This window comes from Rhabdobacter roseus (assembly GCF_014202275.1).
Classification (GTDB): Bacteria; Bacteroidota; Bacteroidia; order Cytophagales; family Spirosomataceae; genus Rhabdobacter; species Rhabdobacter roseus.
The window spans coordinates 281,054-300,877 of record NZ_JACHGF010000006.1; the positions used below are offsets into that span (position 1 = coordinate 281,054).

The window sequence follows — 19,824 nt, forward strand, 5'->3', positions numbered from 1 at the left end:
AGCCTGCGGTATCTTAAACCGCAACTTCCCGCCGCGATTTGCAAATTAAATCCTGCTCGACGTCGCCGTTCAGGAGCGGGAATCCCGGTACCTCTCATTTTATTTTTTATGGGAATAAGGTTAATTTCCGGCTTTTTCAGTCTTTAACTAGTACACCCTTGTCCAAAAGCAGCGGCTCCGGCCGGGTACTTTACCAAATTGTCATACGCTTACTTCCATTCATTCCTATTTCTAACGCCTGCATGAAAAAGAAAAAGGCATCGACCGCGCTCGGTTATATGCTACTATGGTTCATTGCTTTTCCAACCGCCTCGGTCCTGGCCCAGCCCAAGCCTCCGGGTACTTTTGAGCTCAAAGACGGCGACCGGGTGGTTTTTCTGGGAAATTCCCTGTTCGAAAACGACCTGCCGTACGGGTACCTGGAGTTGGCTCTGGCCACCCGCTGGCCCCACCGCAACGTAACTTACCGCAACCTCGGCTGGACCGGCGACACGGTCTGGGGCGAGGCGCGCAGCTATTTTACCAATCCACCTACCGCCTACGACCTGCTGATGGATCAGCTGACCAAGGCGCAGCCCACGGTAGTGTTCATTGCCTACGGCGGCATCGAGGCCCTGGAAGGCGAAGCGGGCCTGCCGCGCTTCCGGGAAGGCCTCCAAAAACTACTCGACAAGGTAGATGAGCTCGGAGCTAGAGCCGTACTTTTGTCGCCCATTCCGGTCACGACGGCCACGGCCGCCGTGGCGACGGCCGCCGAGCGCAACGCCAAGCTGGAAATGTACGCCTCGGCGGTGGCCAAAATGGCCGTGGAGCGCGGAAAGCCGTTCATTGATCTGTACGGTCCCATGCGGGAAGCGGCCGCGCAGGTACCTGTGTCCGACAACGGCATTCACCTCAACGAAACCGGCTACTACTACCTGGCGCTGGCGCTGGAAAAAGGGCTGGGCCTGGCCCAGCGCGGCGGGCAAACGACCCTGACCGTCAGTAAAAACAGTGCGCAGGCCTCGGCTCCGGCCAAAATCCTGGCGGCTACCAAGCCGGGCGAAAGCCTGAGATTCACCATCGAAGAAAAAAACCTACCCCTCCCACTACCGAAAGAAGGCGGTACCCCGGTCCGTCAGGAACAGGTACTTAAGGTACTTGGGCTCAAGAAAGGATTCTATACGCTCACGGCCGACGGCGCGCCGGTGGCGACGGCCTCGGCTCAGGACTGGGCGGCGGGCGTAGCGCTGAGCCACGCGCCATCCTACCGGCAGGTGAGCCAGCTACAGGAAATGATCTTCAAAAAGAACGAATTGTTTTTTCACCAGTATCGTCCCCAAAACCGCACCTACATCCTGGGGTTCCGCTCCTATGAGCAAGGCCGGCACGTGCAGGGTCTGGCGGAGCTGGGTCTTATTATCAAATGGCTGGAAGGACAAATTGCGTTGCAAGGCCAGCCGAAATCACCCGTTTATGAGCTTACCCTCCTCAAGTAGTTATCATGAAAGAAATAAAAAATAAACGATTTTTTTACGGGGTACTTAGTATTCCGGTGTTACTGATTGTTACGGCCCTGATTCAGCAGAATTACCAAAAGGAAGTACCCCGTCCGGACATCCAGCGCGAGTTGGAGTCGTTTCGGGTGGCGGAAGGCTTTGAGGTGACGCTCTTTGCGGCGGAGCCGCTGGTAGCCAAGCCCATCCAGATGAACTGGGACGCCGACGGGCGGCTGTGGGTCGTGAGCAGCACGGCCTATCCGCACCTAAAGACGGGCGAACAGGCCAACGACAAGATATTTGTTCTGGAAGATACCGACGGCGACGGCAAGGCCGACAAATCCACCATTTTTGCCGAGGGCTTGCTGACGCCCACCGGCATTCTGCCCGGCGATGGCGGCGTGTACGTGGCCAATTCGACGGAAATCCTGCACTTCATGGATACCGATGGCGATGGCAAAGCCGACAAGAAACGCCGCGTACTTACCGGCTTCGGTACCGCCGATACCCACCACCTCATCCATACTTTTCGCTGGGGGCCCGAGGGGCGGCTTTACTTCAACCAGTCGATCTACATCTATAGCCACGTCGAGACGCCCGCGGGCATCAAGCGCCTGGAAGGTGGCGGGGTGTGGAAATTACAGCCCCAAACCCTGGAGCTGGACGTGTACGCCAAGGGGCTGATCAATCCCTGGGGCTTACTCTTCGACCGCTGGGGGCAGTCTTTCCTGACCGACGGCGCGGGCGGTGAAGGCATCAACTACGCTTTTCCGGGCGCTACCTTCGTTACGGCCCCCGGAGCCGAGCGGATCATTCGGGGCCTCAATCCCGGCCAGCCCAAGCACAGTGGTTTGGAGGTTATTTCGGGCCGGCACCTGCCGGAGGCCTGGCAGGGTAGTTTGATCACCAACGACTTCCGGGCCAACCGCATCAACCGCTTCAAACTCGAAGAGCAGGGGAGTGGCTACGCCTCCAAGCAGGCCGAAGATCTGCTCTGGACGGATCACGTGGCGTTTCGTCCGGTGGATATTTCCGTGGGACCCGATGGTGCCATCTACGTAGCCGACTGGTACAATCCCATCATTCAGCACGGCGAAGTCGATTTTCACGACCCGCGCCGCGATCAGCAGCACGGCCGGATCTGGCGGATTACGGCCAAAGGCCGCCCGTTGGTCAAAAAGCCCGCCCTCAGCAAAGCTTCCGTGACGGAGCTACTGGAAACCCTGAAGTCGCCCGAAGACTGGACCCGCAACCAGGCCCGGCAGGTACTTAAGGAACGCGGCGCCACGGCGGTAGTACCTACGCTACAAACATGGATAAATGGCCTGAACAAGCAGGATGCGGAGTACGAGCACCACCTGCTGGAGGCCCTGTGGGTATACCAAGCGCTGGAGGTAGTGAATGAGCCCTTGCTGCGAAGCCTACTGAACGCCCAACGCCACCAGGCCCGGGCGGCGGCGCTGCGGGCCCTGCAACTGTGGGCTCCCAAAATCAATGACGTACCGGCCATACTCACCAAATCCGTGGCCGATCCGCACCCGCAGGTACGGCTGGAGGCCGTGATCGCGCTGCGCCAACTACCTACTGCGGAGGCCGCCCGTACGGCCTTGGCGGCGCTGGATGCCCCCATGGATGAATTCCTCGATTTTGCCCTTTGGCAAACCCTGCGCGAGCTACAACCCGCCTGGATGGCCCGACAGAAAGCCGAGCCGAACTTCCTGGGCGACGCCCGCAAAACGACCTTTGCGCTGAAGTCGGTGAGCCAGCCCGAGGCCGTGGCGCAGCTGGTTCAGCTTTACCAAAAAGACCAGGTACCCGACGAGTACCAGAAAGACGTCCTGAGCTCGCTGGCCAAATGGGGTACCGCCGCCGATCTGACGGTGCTTTTTGATAAGGCCGTAGGTGCAGGTACCTCGCCAAACAACCACGTAGCGGCACAACTGGCAGCGCTCGAAGAGGCCGCCCGCCAGCGCGGCGTCAAGCCCAACCGGGACTTGGACCGCATTGCCCGGTTTTTAGAACATGAAGACGAAGCCGTGGCCCTCAGCGCCCTGCGGCTGACTGGCTATTGGCAATTGGAAGCCCTGAGCGACCGCCTGACGCGCCTGGCGCAGACGGGCGATAAAAACCGGAAAAAGGCGGCTTTAGGCGCTTTGGCGGCGATGAATAAGAGCAAAGCCCAACCGGTACTGACCGAGATGGCCACCGGAAAAAATACCCCCGAGCTACGGCAACTGGCCACGGCGCAGCTCGTCGCGCTGAATGCGACTGAGGCGGCGCGGATCGGAGCAGAGCTCCTGCGTACCCTGCCGCCACAGACGGATGTGTCGGATCTTTTTCAGGCTTTTTTGGCCAATAAACAAGGAACCCGCGCGCTGGCTGAGCAGCTCACTACCCAAAAAATACCGGAAAGCATGGCCAAGGCGGGACGGCAAACGTTGCAGCGCCAGGTACCTTTTAACCGGCAAAAAGACGAAAACATTGTACTGCTGATCAAGGCACTGGAGGCGTCCGGAGGTACTTTGCCCCCGGAACGCATGCCGCAGGAACTGAACGAGCGCGATATTATCAACCTGGCCAATGCCGTTAAAACTTCCGCCGACCCGGTTAAGGGCGAGCTCGTCTTTCGGAAAAGTACCCTGAGCTGTCTGACCTGCCACGCCATCGGCGGGGCCGGGGGGCTTATCGGTCCGGATCTAAGCAGCTTGGGTACCAGTTCGCCGGTCGAGACCATCATTCGCTCGATCGTGTACCCCAATGAATCCATCAAGGAAGGCTACGAACTGAAGCGGGCCGTGAAAAAAGACGGCGGCGAACTAATGGGGTACCTGGTGAGTGAAGGTACCTCGGAGATCGTGATGCGCGACGTGTCGGGCCGAGAGGTGTCTATCGCCAAGAGCCAGGTGCAGGTACTGGAGAAAGTACCCGGCTCGCTGATGCCCGCCGGGCTGACCGCCAGCCTGGAAAAAGAGGAGTTTGTCAATCTGGTAGGGTACCTCTCCAAGCTAGGCGAATCGGGATCATTCCGGGTACCTACGGCGCGGTTTGTGCGCCGCTGGGAGGCCGCTCCAGACAGCAAAGAGCTGGCCAAAAAACTCCGGGACGAGGGGCTGGGGTACCTTGTCAAAGCCCAGACCAAAGTACCTTACCTGCCCGCTTACAGCCAGGTAGCCGGGGATTTGCCCCTGGCCGAGCTACCCGTCGTGGAAGCAGGCCCCAACAAGCGGTACAGCGTCGTCCGGTTTGAGGTGGAGGTACTTACGCCAGGTACCTTGAGTTTGGCGCTGAATTCCACCGCCGGAATAACGGCCTGGGCGGGCTCAAAAGCCCTCAAGCCAACGGGTCAAACGCTGGTGGCGGAGCTGCCGCAAGGTACCCACGTCCTTACGCTGGCGCTGGATAGAAGTACCTTCAAAGAAAGTACCCTCAGCGTGCAGCTGCTAGACGGTGGCACGGCCCAAACCCGGTTGATTATGGGGCGGTAGGGGTACTTTGGTGTAAACTTGCTATTGATTAGTTTTTTTAATGTACCGAGGATTTTAAACGCAGCCAAGAAGGGGGGCACTGCCTCCCCTTGGCATGGCATTTATAGGGTACTTTACGAAGTACCTATCCCTACTTCCCTTACCATGCACGCAAGCGATGAACTGGAGCGGTTTCTGACGGGCCAAGAGAATGTATATCCGGTAGCCTTACAGGAAATAAAAAACGGACGGAAGCGGAGCCACTGGATGTGGTTTGTCTTTCCGCAGGTAGTCGGGCTGGGCCAGACCGAAACGTCCAGGTACTACGGCATCCAGAGCCGCGAGGAAGCGCTAAGGTACCTTCATCACCCGGTGCTGGGCAAGCGGCTGGTTGAAATCTCCGAAGCCTTGCTGACGGTTGAAAACAAAACCGCCTCAGCGATTTTTGGCTATCCCGATGATCTGAAATTGAAATCGAGTATGACGTTGTTTAGTGCCGTGAGTGAGGAAGGGTCGGTTTTTCAAAGGGTACTTGACCGGTACTTTGCGGGCGAGGAAGACGATAAAACGAAGCAGATCCTGAACCGGATGCAGGCGCAAGGATAACTCCTTTTGTCATTGATCAAAGTACCCCAAAAAGGAAAAGGGCGCTCGCCCTGATTGGCACAGCAGGACGAGCGAGTTACCGCAGGTACCTACTTCTTCATTCGGTTTTCAAATAAATATACCCCGTTTTTGTTCGCAACGACGATGTCGGGTTTTCGGTCGTTGTTGATGTCCTGCACCACGATGTTGAGCCCGGCACCCGAGTCGTTGTCGATGACGTGCTCCTGCCAGTAGGGCGTCTTTCCGGGCGTAAACGTAAAGTACAGCAGCATAGCCGCGTCGGCGTCGCCGGGGTCGCGGCCGTGGTGCGCCAGGAAGCGCTTGCCGGTGATGTACTCGGCGCGGCCGTCGCCGTTGAGGTCGGCCATGAGGGAGGAGTGGGTTTGGGCGGTGGTGGTGCTCATGAGGTGGGTCACGAAGTTGAGGGTACCTTGCTCGTCCACTACCTGCTCGTGCCACCAAACGCCCAGCGCGTGGGCCGAGGCACTCACCACGTCGTTTTTGCCGTCGCCGTTGACGTCCAGTACCTGCATGTGCGAGCAGGCTTCGCCCAGGTTGGCCGGATGAAACACCCAGTTGCCCGCCGTGGGGTCAGAGGTACCTTCAAACCATCCTTCCCGCACCACCACGTCCTTGATGCCATCGTGGTTGACGTCCCCGTAGCCAATGCCGTGCGAGAAAGCTTCCGTGCCAGGTACCTTTTCCCGGCTCATGGCGAAGCGCTTCCAGGTGGTATCGCCCGGCTTGGAAGGCGATTTCAGCCAGATGATCTGCTTCTTGTCTTTGTCGCCGCAGAGGATATCCAGCCGCCCGTCGCCGTCGATGTCCACAAAGGCCGGCGATTCGTTGGCTACGCCCACCGAGTCAGCGATGATGTGCTTCTTCCAGGTACCGGAGGTACTTTTGGGGTTCTCGAACCAAAAGGCAGGCTTGCCCGGAAAGTCGATAATCACGACGTCGTCCCAGCCGTCCTGGTTCACGTCCATGCCCAGGTTCAGGAACGAATTGCTGTATTCCTTGCGCGGCTCGAAGGTGCGCGAAGGAGCCAGCTCGTGGCGCTTCCAGGTGGGGGCCTCAAACCAGTAGTAGCCCGCGATGATGTCCAGCCGACCGTCCTTGTTGAGGTCGGCCACGGCTACCCCTTCGGAGATGAAGTCGCCGGTGAGCTTGGTTTTCTTGAAGTCCTTGGACGTAAAAGGAGCGGGCTTCGCTTGGCCGTAGGCCGAGGCCGTCCAGAAGTACCCCAGCAGCAGGATGGTGCCCGCCAAGTACCTCCAGGTTGGGTGATGTTTCGTATTCATTGGTTGGTCATTTTAACTACCCAAAAGGAAAAAAGGGTACTGCTTAGTCGTGCTGGTGCGCGGTGTTTGGGGTACTTCCCAGGAGCTTGCCCAGCAGCATTTGACTCTCGTGGGTATCGTGTGAATCAAGCTTACCCAGCCGCTCGTTGAGTTCTTTCAGGATTTTCTTAGCCTCGTCGGTATCCATGGCCGCCACGCGCTGAATGGTGTAAGTCAGTATTTTGGGCATTTTGGACTTTTCGGCCAGTTGGATGGCTCGCTTGATGTCCAGTTCGGCCAGGGGCTCGGCGGCGTACCACAGCATCAGGGGGAGGTTGTGGTCGTTTTGGTCTTCCACCTTTTGCACGAGCGCATCCAGCACACCCCAGCGCTGGCCGGGCTCCAGCCTCAGCAGGGCGGAGGCCAGGTAGAGGCGTACGAGTGCGGAGGGGTCTTTTTGGGCCAGGGCTTCCAACTGTTTCAGTGCCTCCGGCGAAACAGACTTGTCTTCCGCCAATAGCTGGATCGCCCAGCTTCTTACGTACTCACTTTCGTGGCTCAGCAGCGCGGTGAGCTCCTTGTCGGTAAGCCCCTTGGTGACGTGCAGCGTCCAGAGCGCCCGCAGCTTGCGCGTCTCATCCGGATTCTTCGCCAGTATGTCTTTCAGGGCTTTGTGTACCTTTTTATTGGGGCCGCGTTCCTGCAAGAGAGCCCGGGCTTGTCGTACGTACCATTCGTTTTGGTGGAGCTGGTACTTCACCAGCTCCAGGTCAGAGGCTTTGGTGAGGTCCACTTTTACCCACTTATCGTTTTCGTGGGTAATCTTAAAAATACGCCCCATGGTTTTGTCGTGCACGTCGGGGTTGTTGCTGTGGCACTGGTTCTTGTCGTACCAGTCGATGGCGTACACCGAGCCGCTGGCGTCGTACTTGAAGTTCAGCCACTGCGACCAGGAGTCGTTCATGGCCATGAAGTCGGGCCGGTGCGTGACCTGGTAGCCCGAGCCCGCCCGCATCGGGTGGTCGATATTGAGCCGGGCCCCGTTGATGTTGTTCATAAAAATATCGTTGCGGTACTCCTTGGGCCAGCTGCCGCCCAGGTAGATCATCGCCCCGGCGTGCGCGTGCCCGCCTCCGGCTGAGGCCGAGCGGAAGTTGCCCGCGTGGGGACCGCGCTCGCCCACAAAGTGTACGTGGTCGGCGTGGGTTTTGATATCGTCGTAGGTGTAGGGGTTAAAATGCTTCCCGGCCTGCCGCTTGTAGCGCGCACCCTGAATGACGTGGTACATGTGCGGAATCACGCAGACGGTAATGAAAGGATGCCCGTAGTCGTTGAAATCAATGCCCCAGGGATTACTGGTGCCTTCGGCAAAAACCTCAAACTGCTGCGTGGTAGGGTGGTAGCGCCACACCCCGGCGTTGATCTTGGTACGCTGGGCGTCGGGGGTACCTGGCTTGCCCACGTTGGAATGCGTAAACACCCCGTGCGTGCCGTAGAGCCAGCCGTCGGGCCCCCAGCGCAGGCTGTTAAGTACTTCGTGCGTATCCTGGGTACCCCAGCCGTTGAGAAGTACCTGCGGCGGACCGGCGGGCTTGTCATTCTTGGCATCGATGGGAATATACAGCAGGTTAGGTGCCGCACCCAGCCACACGCCGCCCATACCCAGCTCAATCCCACTCACCAGGTTGAGGCCTTCGATAAAGACTTTCCGGCTGTCCAGGGTTCCGTCGCCGTTGGTATCTTCCAGGATCAGGATGCGGTCTTTACCCTGGCCTTCGGGGGCGGGAATCGGGTAGGTGTGGGCTTCCACTACCCAGAGCCGACCGCGGGCGTCGATCGTGAAGGCGATCGGACGAACAATATCCGGCTCGGCGGCGGCCAGGGTTATCTTGAAGCCCTGCGGCGGGGTCATGGCTTTGGCGGCTTCCGGACCGGAAAGACCGGCGTTCAGGACGGGGTCCAGCGGCGGCAGGATGATGATATCCTTTTTCAGCAGCTCGTTCGGAAACTCGGGGCGGCTAGGGTAGAAGAGGAAGTCGTCAAAATTGATGTGCGCCCACTTGTCATCGGCGATGTACGGAATTTGCGAAATCCCCGTCTCGTTGTCGACAATGCGGATGAATATTTCTTCGCCCAGGTACGGTTGCAGATCCACCACCACGGGCTGTAGGGTAGCCCGGCCCTGGCCCGTCACCTGGTAAATGATGCTATCCCGGCTGGCCAGCACCAGCTCCACGCGGGTGTCTACCAAGGCCCCGCCCGACACCCGAAAGGCCGCAAAAGGCTGGATGATTTTGAAGGGAACGGACGTTAAGGTACCTGTTTGCTTGGCGTTTACCGTGCCGCCGCTGCTCAGGAAGTACTTGCCTTCAAAGCCAATGTTCATCTCCTTCTCGTGCACCGGCGAAGGGTCCTGGTTAAAGAGCGGATTGACGAAAGCGTCGCCGGTGGCGGTCCAGTCTTTCAACGTACCCGTTTCAAAGTTCAGGTTCAGCGGCTGGCCGTTGCGGGCAGGTACTTGTCCGGCCACCGTTTTGTCCGAAATGGCTCCCTCCACCACCTCAAAGCTCCCCACCATGCCCGCCGCGCGGTGTCCCGGCACCGAGCAGTAGTAGGTGTCGCTTTGTTGGGCCACAAACGTAATGCTGGTACTGGTCCCTTTTTCCAGGATGGTTTTGCTCTTGAGGCCCAGCTTGTCCAGGGCGATGTCGTGCGTCATGACCTCACCGTTGGTAATCGTAATCCGTACCCGGTCGCCTTTGTTGGCGCGCAGGGTAGGATTGCGGGCGCCGTCTTTGCTAAAGTACCCCAGCATGGTGGCTTCCAGGGCGTAGTCGCGGTCGTATTTCAGCGTATCCTGCACGAAGCGGGTGGGCCGCTCGGCGCGGGAGGTCGTTGTAAAAAAGAGCGGCAAAAGGGCCAGTAAAAGAAGACGAAAAGTATACATAAAGAAAAAACGTATTTTCAGAAAGTATGGTAAAAGCTTAATGTAAAAGGATGTTTCGAAAACTAAAGTACCCCCAGCTCAGGACCTACTTATTCATGCGACAAACTACCAGGGGCAGACCGCCGCTACCCCTTTTTTGCTACATTTGCCGGAGCGGTTTGCGCGCCCCGCCTGTGGGGCCAGGAGCCTTAGGTGCTTAACTAGAGACAGACAAGATAACGCCATGAAACACGTACTGCTAGGTACTTTTTTTGTGCTGGTAGCCACTACGGCCCGGTGCCAGCTCATCAGCGATTCGGTGCAGATCGACGGCCACTACCGTACTTTTCATTTCCTGAAACCCGCCGGGCCCCAAGCGGCGCTCTGCTTCGCGCTGCATGGCTCGGGCGGGAACGGGCGGGGTGTCCGGAACGGTGCCCAAAAGCTGGAAGCCATGGCTCTGCAGGAAAATATCCTGCTGGTGTACCCCGACGGCTACCAGCGGTTCTGGAACGAGTGTCGGCGCACGGCGCAGTCGGCGGCCAACCTGGAAAATATCAACGAAGAGGCCTTTTTCCAGGCCATGATTACCTATTTCGAGCAAAAGTACCAGACCGACCCCCGCCGCGTGGTGGCGATAGGTACTTCGGGCGGGGGCCACATGGCCTACAAGCTGGCGCTTACCCTACCCGAGAAGTTTCGGGCTATTACGGCGCTCATCGCCAGCCTGCCCGACACCAGCAACCTCGACTGCGCGGAAAAACGGGTACCGCTGCCGGTCCTGATCGTGAACGGCACCGCCGATGGCACCAACCCCTACGAAGGCGGCGAAGTGCGCACGGGGAGCATTAGCCTGGGCTTGGTACGCTCCACCGAAAGTACCTTCCGGTACTGGTCGGAGCTGGCGGGCTACCGCGGGAAGCCCAAAAAACAATTACTCCCCGATACCGACCCGACCGACGGCAAGACCATCGAGAAGTATACGTTTCGCAAGCGTGGAAAACCCGAGGTGACGCTCCTGAAAGTGATCGGTGGCGAGCACAACTACCCCGGCGACATCGACGTGTACCTGGAAGCCTGGGCCTTTTTTAAGCGGCAATTCTAGCCGCCAGGGTGGCCTTGGCTGGGAGGTACTTTGGATTGAGCTAAGTACCTTGGGTAGGTACCTGTGGGAAGAGGGTACTTGAAAAGGGAATGGTGCGAAACATATTTCTGGCCAGGGTTCGCTCCCTGAAAGTACCTTTAAGTGACTCACCCCAAGTACCCTCGGCCGAGGGTACTTGGGGTGAGTCACTTGCTAAAGAAAGGGAGAATGTGCCGTGGTAAAAGCCAGGCTAAGGTACAAAGTACCCCAGGTACCTTATTGAAATAGTAAGGGCGCAAACGAGTACAGATTATGACGCCACACGGGCCAGGTATGCCCGCCGGGGTATTCGCTGTACTGGTACTTTACGCCCAGCTCATCAAACTTCTTCATCATGACCCGGCAGTTCTCGTGCGCGATGTCTTCCTGGCCGCCCATCGAAATCCAGAGGTGTTTCAGGTTTGCATTGATGGTCGCGGCGTTGTCTTTCATGAAGGCATACTGCGGGTCGGACAACGTAGGGTTATTGGCAAACCAGCCCGAGCTAAATACCCCCAGGGCGGAAAACAAATCCGTGTTTTTGATGCCCGCGTACAGGGTTTGTAAGCCCCCCATCGACAACCCGGCCAGGGCCCGGTTTGGCGCACCGGGGGCGGCGTGGTAGTTGGCTTCCACAAAGGGAATGACGGCCTGCTTTAGCTCATTTTCGAAGGCGCGTAGCACGTTTTCGTTGAAACCCGCCGGGCCACCGGCTCCGCCCATGTTGCCGTCCAGCATAACCACCAGCATGGGTTTCGCTTGTTGGGCCGCGATGAGGTTATCCAGAATCAAGTCCGTTTTTCCCTGCGTAGCCCAGCCCCGCTGGTCCTCGCCGCCGCCGTGCAGCAGGTACAGCGTGGGGTACTTTTCGTTGGGATTGGCATCGTAGCCCGGTGGCGTATAGAGGTAAAACTGACGCCAGGAATTGCTTACCGTAGAGAAGTACCTTTTGATCCGAATATCGCCGTGGGGTACGTCCTTGAGGGCGTAGTAGCCACTTCCCGGAAAAGGTACCTCGATGCCACTCGCCATGCGGCCCATGCCGTAAAAGGTTTCGCTGGCGGGATCGGCGACGGCCAGGCCGTCGATCACGAGCGAGTAATAGTGAAAACCTTCCCCCAGGGAGTCGGTGGTGACGGTCCAGAAGCCCTCGGCATCCTTGGTCATGTCGTATTTCTTCCCCAGATCCAGCTGTACCCGCTGCGCGTCGGGTGCTTTCAGCCGAAAAACGGCCCGGCTGTCGGGCAGAAGCTGCGGGTACCTGGCCGAGCGCACGTTGGTAGCGGCGGGGGTACCTAAGAGGGTGTATTTTGAAAATTGGGAGGGGTCAACGGGCTTGAACAGAAATTGGGAAAACATGTACAAACCGTTTTTCCAGACTTTGAAGTCGTGAACGCCCGGCTCGATGTAGTACACGTGGGGTACCTTATGTTCGTAGAGGTAGTCGTGGGTACGTTTGCTGAACGAAATGAGGTTGTCGTTGTCCCCGCAGGAAATCCAGAGTAGTTTCAGCTGCTTTTTGGCGGCCTCGGGATCGGGCACCAGCAGTTCGGGCCTTTTGGTATTAGGAGCCGAGGAGAAACCACCTACCCAGGCAAAACGGTCGAGGTTGCCCAGGCCAAAGTTCAGCGACTGCCCACCGCCCATCGACAAGCCCGCGATGGCCCGGTTTTCCCGGTCTTTTAGCACGGGGTACTTTTTCTCGATGAAGGGGATCAGGTCGGTGAGCAGGTCTTTCTCAAAAGTAGCAAAGGCCTCTACCTTGGCCTGTTCAAAGACGTTGCCCACGGCCCGGTCGTCTTTCATGGCGCGCCCGTTGGGCATGACCACGATCATGGGCTCGATGTTACCGTCGGCGTACAGATTGTCCAGAATCACCTGCGGCTGGGCGCCCCGGAGCCACTCTTTTTCATCCCCCCCGATGCCGTGCAGCAGGTACAGCACGGGGTATTTTTTCTTGGCCGAATAGCCGGGCGGCGTGTAGATCAACGCTTTCCGGGAGGTACCTACCGTTTTTGATGGGTACTGAATGGTGTCAATTTTTCCGGTGGGGATCCCCGCACGTACCTGATCGAAGCCCTTGGGCGCTTCTTTTTCGCGGGGTTGGGAAAACGCAAAGTGACTAGCCGCCACGATGGCCATGAGCAGCATGATTCGTTTCTTCATGGTGTTTTTGGGTTGCGCCGGGGCCGCTTAGGTACCCGGCAAGATTCATCAATGAGGTTGAAAAGCACGCTAGGGTACTTTGTACTGAGTTCGGGCTATTTAAACAGCAAGGGGGCCAACTGGTGCAGGCTGCGACGCCAGGTCTGAAACTCGTGGGCGGTATTTTCGGAGATATACGAAACGGAGTTATAACCGGCGGCTTTCAGGTCGGTGACGGCCTTCTTTACGCCGTCGGGCCGTTCTTTGCTGCCGCAGCTCAGAAACACGAGCTTTGGCTTGGCTTTGCCGTTGAGGTCTTCGGGGCTATATACTCCACCGCTGAGCAGGCCGTAGTACCCAAATACGTCCGGCTTATTGAGGGTAATGGTTTTGGTTTCCATACCGCCCATCGACAGGCCCGCCATGGCCCGGTTGTCGCGGTTGGCCAGGGTGCGGAAATGGCTATCCACGTAGGGAATCAACTCGTCGATCAGGACCGTCTGAAAGGGCTCAATGCTGAAATCCCGGATGCGGCCCCACTTCACTTCGTTGGTCATGCCGTAGGTCATCACGATGATGAACGGCTTGATTTTGCCCTCGGCGATCAGGTTGTCCATGATCAGATGGGCGCGACCCTGGTTGCTCCAGGCCGTTTCGTCCTCGCCCCAGCCGTGCTGCAGGTAGAGTACCGGGTACTTTTGGGAGGTATTTTTATCGTAGCCCGGCGGGGTGTACACAAAAGCCCGGCGGGAGGTCTGGGTACTTTTGGAAGGGAAAAGAATCTGTTCCACTTTTCCGTGGGGAACGTCCTTGAGGGCGTAGAAGTCCTGATCGTGGGCGGGGATCTCGATGCCGCTCTCCCACCGCACCGAGCCGTAGAAATTCAACGCGCCGGGGTCGTTGAATTTACCGCCGTCGATGGTTACGTTGTAGTAGTGAAAGCCTTCATCCATCGGTCCGGCCGTGGTGCCGATCCAGAAGCCATCTTCGCCTTTGGTGAGAATGGTACCTCCCCGTCCACCCAGACCCAGACTTACCCGCACACTGTCGGCCTTGGGGGCATGGATTCGAAAACGGGCGTAGCCCTGGGAGTTGACCTGCGGGTACTCCTGCCCCGGCTGATTGAGGGTGGAGGGCTTGAAATCCTCGGCGATGGCCGTTTGGCCAGCCTGCGCCAGACAGGCTGCACTAGCCAGCGCAAAGGCGAACAAGGTTGTTAGGGTGTAGCGAATCATCTTGGTTGGTTGATTGATTGTTAAGGTATTACTAAGGTACTTATTTAAATACTTCCTGCAACGTGGTGGCCAAATACTGCTTGCAATTCATCCAGGTATGCCCACCCGGCCCGATGTAGCTTTTTACCGCCACTTTTTTGTCCTGAAACATCGCTATGTTCTGTTTTACCGGTTCGTAAAGGAAATCGTCGGTACCTACGCTGATGGTAAATAGCTTCAGTTGTTTATTGAGCTGATCCGCATTGGGCGACCAGTCGGTAAAGTTTTTCTTGAATTCTTCGGTGGCGGTGTAGGGGGCGTACGAGCACACGTAGGCAAACGTACCGGGATTGGTAAATCCGATGTTGAGGGTTTGTCCGCCCCCTACGGAAAAACCGGCGATGGCCCGGCCCGTGCTTTCTTTCAAGACCGGGTAGTTGGCCTCCACAAACGGCACGAGGTCGTTCACTACGTCTTTCGTAAAATCAGGCATGGGGGCGGGCCGTACGTTGCCGTAGGGCATCACAATGAGCATGGGCTTGGCTTTGCCCTGCGCGATGAGGTTATCGGCAATGAGGTGAGCCCGGCCTACTTTCGTCCAGGTTTCCTCGGTATCCGAGCCGCCGTGGATCAGGTACAGCACGGGGTACTTGGTTTTGCCGTTAGGATTGAAGCCCGGCGGCGTGTATACCAGCAACGGCCGGGTGGTGCCCAGGGTGGCGGATTGGTAATAGCAGTAGCTGATTTTGCCGTGCGGTACGTTTTGCAGGGAATGAACCAGGGGCTGCTCACCGGGTACATCCACGATGCTCCGCTTAAAGCGTTCGTTCGCAAAAAGGTAGGTATTGTTGGGGTCGGCTAGCTGCACGCTATCTACCGAGAAGCTGTACGGGTAGATATCCGGCGAGACGGGTGGTACCGTGACGCTCCAGATACCGGCCGTATCTTGGCTCATGGGCAGGGGTACTTTCAGAAACTCGCCGCTCAAGCTCACTTTACGGGCCTTCTTGGAAAAATAGCGGAAGGTAACGCTCCGGTCGGGGTGTACTTCGGGCGAGTTGAGCGCCGGGGGCCTTTGGGCCTCACTGGTAAGGCTCACCAAAAGCAGGGTAGTTAGTAGGGATAAAAGAACGTGTTTCATGCGGATCAGCGTGAAAGATTGAAAATGAAAGGGTGCCTTTTTTAGGGCTTGCCGGGGGTGATAAACTCCTGCTCGCTGGAAAGGCTCTGGGAATCTTTGGTAGGAAAATCGGCGGGTACCGGATAGGTTACCTTGCCGGTAGCCAACCATTCCGTAACCCGGATGACGGTAGTTTGGTACCCGACGCACCGGTAGGCGGGCGGATACGTTTCGCCCTTCCAGAGGTGCCCCAGGCTGGAGTTGTACACGCGCCCCTTGCCGTAGCGAACCGTCCATTCCACGGGCCACGTTTTGTGGGTACCCGTGCTGTCATAAGCAAAGGATAGCACGGTGATGTTTTCGGCGGGTCCGCGCGGGAAGTAGTACACCTCCGTGTTGGCCGTTTGCCATTGGTCAGGGTAGTTTTGATTGATCGGATGCCGGTTGAGAATCTCAATAACCGCATTAAATCGCTCCGCGTGTCCGGTCCCTTTTCCGACTCCGGGAGGACTACGGACTATCTTTTTGTCGTCGTCAATTTCCAGGGCATAGCCTACGCTACTGGGCCGCCAGCCTAGTCCGATCATTTTGTCGTATGCTTCCCAGTGTGGAAACGCATTATTGGCCGAGTGAAGAATATACAAGCCTCCGCCCTTTTTTACGTACGCTTCCAGGGCCTCTTCGGCCTTTCGCGGCCAGCGCAAACGCGGATTTTGGATGTTGTTGGTATTTTGAATGATAACCGCATAGTTCTTGAATTCAGGCCACCAGGCGGCCCGAGCGGCGCTGTCGGTAGGAATGGTAGAAACATCCACCTTAAAACGTCCGCTTTTTTCCAGAATCCATTTGGTAACCGCGGTAGTTTGTTGCCAGTCGTGGTTGCTAAATCCATCCACAATCAACACCTCGATCCGCTTAGCTTGCTGGTTTATCGTAAGGGTTGAATAAAATCCCGTAAGAACGATAAAAAGACAAGCGCCCAATATTGATTTCATTTTCATAGGCCCGATCGGGTTTTTATTGGAAAAGCATAGGAGTTGTTTCGGCTACGTACTTTTTGACGTTCATCCACGTATGGCCGCCGTCCGTGATCCGGCTTTTGAAGTTCACGTTCTTCGCCTTCAGGTAGTCCATAAACTCCAGTGTACCCTGATAGAGGAAGTCATCGGAGCCCACGCTCACCCACAGCAATTTGAATTGCTTGTTGGTGTTGGTCGGATTGGCCCCGATCTGCGGAAAGCTACGGTCCATTTCCTGCGGCGAGAGGTAGGAGCTATAGCTGCATACCCAGGCAAACTTGTCCATATTCCCGAAAGCCGCCCGCAGGGTTTGGCCACCGCCGCGGGAGAAGCCGCCAATGGCCCGGTTTTCTCGGTTAGGAATGGCGCGGTAGTTCTTCTCGACGTACGGAATGATGTTCGTGAGTAAATCCGTCTCAAAGGCTTTGGCCCGGCTTACGGCTTCGGCATCGTCCCTGACCACCGGGTCGGCGGGTTTGGGTTTGCCGGTTTGCTCGGCGATCCGGGCCGCCACGTTGCCGTAGGGCATCACCACGATCATGGGTTTGGCTTTGCCTTCGGCTAGGAGATTATCCAGAATGAAGTTGGTTTTGCCCACCTTGAAGTAGGTTTCTTCGGTGTCGGTGGTGCCGCTGATGAGGTAAAAAACCGGGTACTTTTGGGAGGTATTTTTATCGTAGCCCGGCGGCGTGTAAATGACCACCGATCCCGTCGTGCCGGACACCGAGGGGTAATACTCGTAGGTGACGGTGCCGTGGGGTACCTCCCTCAGGGCGTGTACCAGCGGGGTGTCGCCAGGTACATCCACGAGGCTGGCTTTAAAGCGTTCGTTGGGAAAGAAGGCCACGTTGGCCGGGTCCATCACCGTCACGCCATCCACCTGAAAGCTGTACGGGTATATATCCGGCTTGATCGGCCCCACGGTTACGCTCCAGATACCCTGGGCTTCTTTGGTCATGGGCACGGCCGATGCCCCAAACTGCCCCCCGTTGAGCAGAACCTCCCGGGCGGAGGGAGCCAGGTAACGGAAGGTGACGGTTTTGTTGGCATGTACCTGCGGCGATACCACCAGCGGACCGCGGGGTGGCTGGGCTGCGGCAAACGGGCCCAAGCAGCCAAGTACCCCCGCAAACAGGAGAATCATCAAAGGTTTAGTCATCATAGGTCGCGTTGTTTAGAAATTACCAGCTAAGTTTAATCAGCGATACGGCCTGCCGGGGTAGCTCAACGGGAAGGGTCATGGTACCGTCGGTGGCCACCTTCCAGGCTGGCGACGTAAGGAGCTGCAGCTGACCAGCCCGCTCCAGTTCTTGGTACTGTTCCGTACCTACCTGTTGGGGGCTACCCATTTGTTTCCATTTCTCAAAAGAATTGCTGAACTGTCCATCCACCCGGTAGTGATGTACCTGTACCGGGCCTGCCTCCAGTCCCTTCACGGTTAAGGCAACTGGGGAAGCGGTACCAGGTAGGTTGTCATCGTGGTAGTGCCAGAGCATCACCCACACGGAACGTCCGTTTTTACTGGCCATCGCCTGCACGTCCGCCTCGGCCCGTACCCCTTTGGCAATAATATCGGAAGCGTTCAATCCGCTGGTGGAACGGACCGCCACCCGTTGGCCGGACATCATACCGAACATCCGGAATACGTTTAGTACGGGTTTGTTTACCCCGTGGGTGGCCAGGTCGCGGAAGCCCGCAAACCAGGGCTGGTCTTCAAACTCAAACGACCAGCTTACGGCCCCTTGCAGGTTTACCTGATACTGATCCATCAGCTCGTAGATGCGGGCAAAGGAAGCCGCCGTGTAGCTGGAGTACATTGTGCCGTTTCGGTACCCGTATTTCGGCTCCCGGGTTTCGGAGCAGGCCGCGCAGCCTTCTGGGTCGCATTCGCCGATGATGATGGGAATGTTTTTTAACTCGGAAAAGGAATTGACCGCTTCAAACGCCCGCTGAATGTCTTTTAGCTGAGCCCCCATATTCATGCGGATGTGTCCGTCTACCAGTTCCGGACTCCCCTTGGCGTGAAAGCCGATGTATTGCAGGGGCGTACCGGTTTTGCCGGTGGCGTAGTTTTTACCGCGCAGGCAATGCTCGATGAAGCGGGTCAGGTAGTTATAGGCCTTTTCGCTGCGCGGGCTGGTGGTATGTGGCCCGCCGATGATGCATTCGGGGCAGGCCCGTTTCAGGCCGTCGGCGGCATAGTCGTAGAGTTTACAATACTCTTCAAAGGTACCTGACCAGTAGGCAATATCCGGCTCGTTCCATACTTCCCACAGCCAGGTACTTACTTCTGCTTTCCCGTAGCGCTCCACGGAATGCTTCGCCCACTGGTATACCAGCTCACGCCATTTGGAATAGTCTTTGGGCGGGTAGGTCCAGCCCGTCCACAGGTTGCCGCCCTGGCTCCAGCTATGCGCGTAGGGGTCGGGTTTAGAAGAGAGCGCTTCCGGCATAAAACCGATTTCCATCAGCGGCTTCATGCCCCGCTGGATGTACGTATCAAGGATGCTGTCCACGACCGTCCAGTTGTACACGGGATTGCCCTTGGCATCTTCTGAATAGGCATCCGTAAAGCCCCACTTGAGGTCCGGGCCCGGACTCGTGCCTTTGGAAGTAAGTAGGTTGTGGGCTCTTACGTAGACCGGCACGGGACTTAATTGTTGCAGCTCGGTCAGGAGTTTCTGTCCGTCCGGCCGGGTGGTGTAGTTGGGCTCATCGTACCCGAAGTACGCCCAGAAGGGTTTCATGGCACCGACGGGCGTGGAAGCATCCACCTGGATGGCCACGGGTACTTGCTGGGCGTGGCAAACGCCGAAACCAAGCAGCAGACAAACCCGTAAGAAAGAGTACTTCATGGTGGATGTTATTTGATGAAAGATACACATGCTGGGAATAAACTACCCATAAACCGAAGGTACTTTCTGGCTGCTTCTTTTTATTCAAGCGGCCCGATCAGCTCCACAAAGGTTCCGTCCGGATCTTGCACCAATACAAAATGTACATCTTTGTTGAGCGGGGTGGGGGTAGTGCCCAGAAAAACGACCTTTTGTTGCTTTAACCGTTCTATGATGGGCTTCAGAGATTTTACCTGAATGGTAATGTACTGCATGCCGGTATCATCCTGAATGTTTTTCTGTGCAGGATGCGTGGCTTTTTTTCCGAAGCTCATCAGTTTCCATTCATTGGCCTCCGGGCTGTTTTCCAGCTTTAATACCGTCACCGCAACGGCTACCCCGTCGGTAAGGCCGGAGCGTTTACCAAACTCATCGTTAATGGTAAAACTGCCGGTTTTTACCATACCAATACCATTGACGTAAAAAGCGAGGGAGCGGTCTATGTCCGAGACAACCACGCCGACACCGATTAGTTTACTGCTGAAATTGGATTGTGCCTGTACCGCATAATGCATCAGTACGATACCTAGTAGGAGAGAAATTCGGAGCATACGT

Annotated in this window: 13 protein-coding genes; 4 read left to right on the plus strand and 9 right to left on the minus strand. The window is 57.1% G+C overall.

Annotated elements, in window-relative coordinates:
• Positions 1-242 precede the first annotated feature (242 nt).
• The 3 genes from HNQ92_RS19050 to HNQ92_RS19060 all read left to right on the plus strand — a co-directional run bounded on the left by HNQ92_RS19050 (position 243) and on the right by HNQ92_RS19060 (position 5,548).
• The gene (locus HNQ92_RS19050; protein ID WP_184176173.1) at positions 243-1,478 is read left to right on the plus strand and encodes an SGNH/GDSL hydrolase family protein; all 1,236 of its coding nucleotides are present in this window, start codon (positions 243-245) and stop codon (positions 1,476-1,478) included.
• 5 nt (positions 1,479-1,483) lie between these two features.
• Entirely contained in the window at positions 1,484-4,963 is a 3,480-nt protein-coding gene (locus HNQ92_RS19055) for a PVC-type heme-binding CxxCH protein (protein ID WP_184176175.1), read from the plus strand.
• Positions 4,964-5,107: 144 nt separating this feature from the next.
• Entirely contained in the window at positions 5,108-5,548 is a 441-nt protein-coding gene (locus HNQ92_RS19060) for a DUF1810 domain-containing protein (protein WP_184176177.1), read from the plus strand.
• 89 nt (positions 5,549-5,637) lie between these two features.
• Here the strand turns inward: HNQ92_RS19060 and HNQ92_RS19065 are convergent, their stop codons facing one another.
• Complete coding sequence (locus HNQ92_RS19065; protein ID WP_184176179.1) at positions 5,638-6,849, minus strand: FG-GAP repeat domain-containing protein; 1,212 nt, start codon at positions 6,847-6,849, stop codon at positions 5,638-5,640.
• Positions 6,850-6,892: 43 nt separating this feature from the next.
• A complete protein-coding gene (locus tag HNQ92_RS19070) occupies positions 6,893-9,775 on the minus strand; it encodes a PVC-type heme-binding CxxCH protein (RefSeq protein ID WP_184176181.1) in 2,883 nt (960 codons plus the stop codon).
• Between the two features lie 223 nt (positions 9,776-9,998).
• On the opposite strand from HNQ92_RS19070, the gene HNQ92_RS19075 reads away from it, so the two are divergent.
• Positions 9,999-10,859, plus strand: coding sequence for a CE1 family esterase (locus tag HNQ92_RS19075; RefSeq protein ID WP_184176183.1), 861 nt, complete (start codon positions 9,999-10,001; stop codon positions 10,857-10,859).
• Positions 10,860-11,114: 255 nt separating this feature from the next.
• Here the strand turns inward: HNQ92_RS19075 and HNQ92_RS19080 are convergent, their stop codons facing one another.
• From HNQ92_RS19080 to HNQ92_RS19110, 7 genes are all read right to left on the minus strand, one after another.
• Positions 11,115-13,043 carry an alpha/beta hydrolase-fold protein gene (locus tag HNQ92_RS19080; protein WP_184176185.1) on the minus strand — a complete coding sequence of 643 codons (1,929 nt, stop codon included), beginning with the start codon at positions 13,041-13,043 and terminating at the stop codon, positions 11,115-11,117.
• A 95-nt stretch (positions 13,044-13,138) separates the two neighbouring features.
• Complete coding sequence (locus HNQ92_RS19085; RefSeq protein WP_184176187.1) at positions 13,139-14,257, minus strand: alpha/beta hydrolase-fold protein; 1,119 nt, start codon at positions 14,255-14,257, stop codon at positions 13,139-13,141.
• A 40-nt stretch (positions 14,258-14,297) separates the two neighbouring features.
• Positions 14,298-15,377, minus strand: coding sequence for an alpha/beta hydrolase (locus HNQ92_RS19090; RefSeq protein WP_184176189.1), 1,080 nt, complete (start codon positions 15,375-15,377; stop codon positions 14,298-14,300).
• Positions 15,378-15,418: 41 nt separating this feature from the next.
• Entirely contained in the window at positions 15,419-16,357 is a 939-nt protein-coding gene (locus tag HNQ92_RS19095) for a ThuA domain-containing protein (RefSeq protein WP_184176191.1), read from the minus strand.
• Positions 16,358-16,373: 16 nt separating this feature from the next.
• Positions 16,374-17,534, minus strand: coding sequence for an esterase (locus HNQ92_RS19100; RefSeq protein WP_184176238.1), 1,161 nt, complete (start codon positions 17,532-17,534; stop codon positions 16,374-16,376).
• A gap of 22 nt (positions 17,535-17,556) precedes the next feature.
• Positions 17,557-19,230 carry a GH39 family glycosyl hydrolase gene (locus HNQ92_RS19105; RefSeq protein WP_184176193.1) on the minus strand — a complete coding sequence of 558 codons (1,674 nt, stop codon included), beginning with the start codon at positions 19,228-19,230 and terminating at the stop codon, positions 17,557-17,559.
• 80 nt (positions 19,231-19,310) lie between these two features.
• Entirely contained in the window at positions 19,311-19,820 is a 510-nt protein-coding gene (locus HNQ92_RS19110; RefSeq protein ID WP_184176195.1) for a VOC family protein, read from the minus strand.
• Between the last annotated feature and the right edge of the window lie 4 nt (positions 19,821-19,824).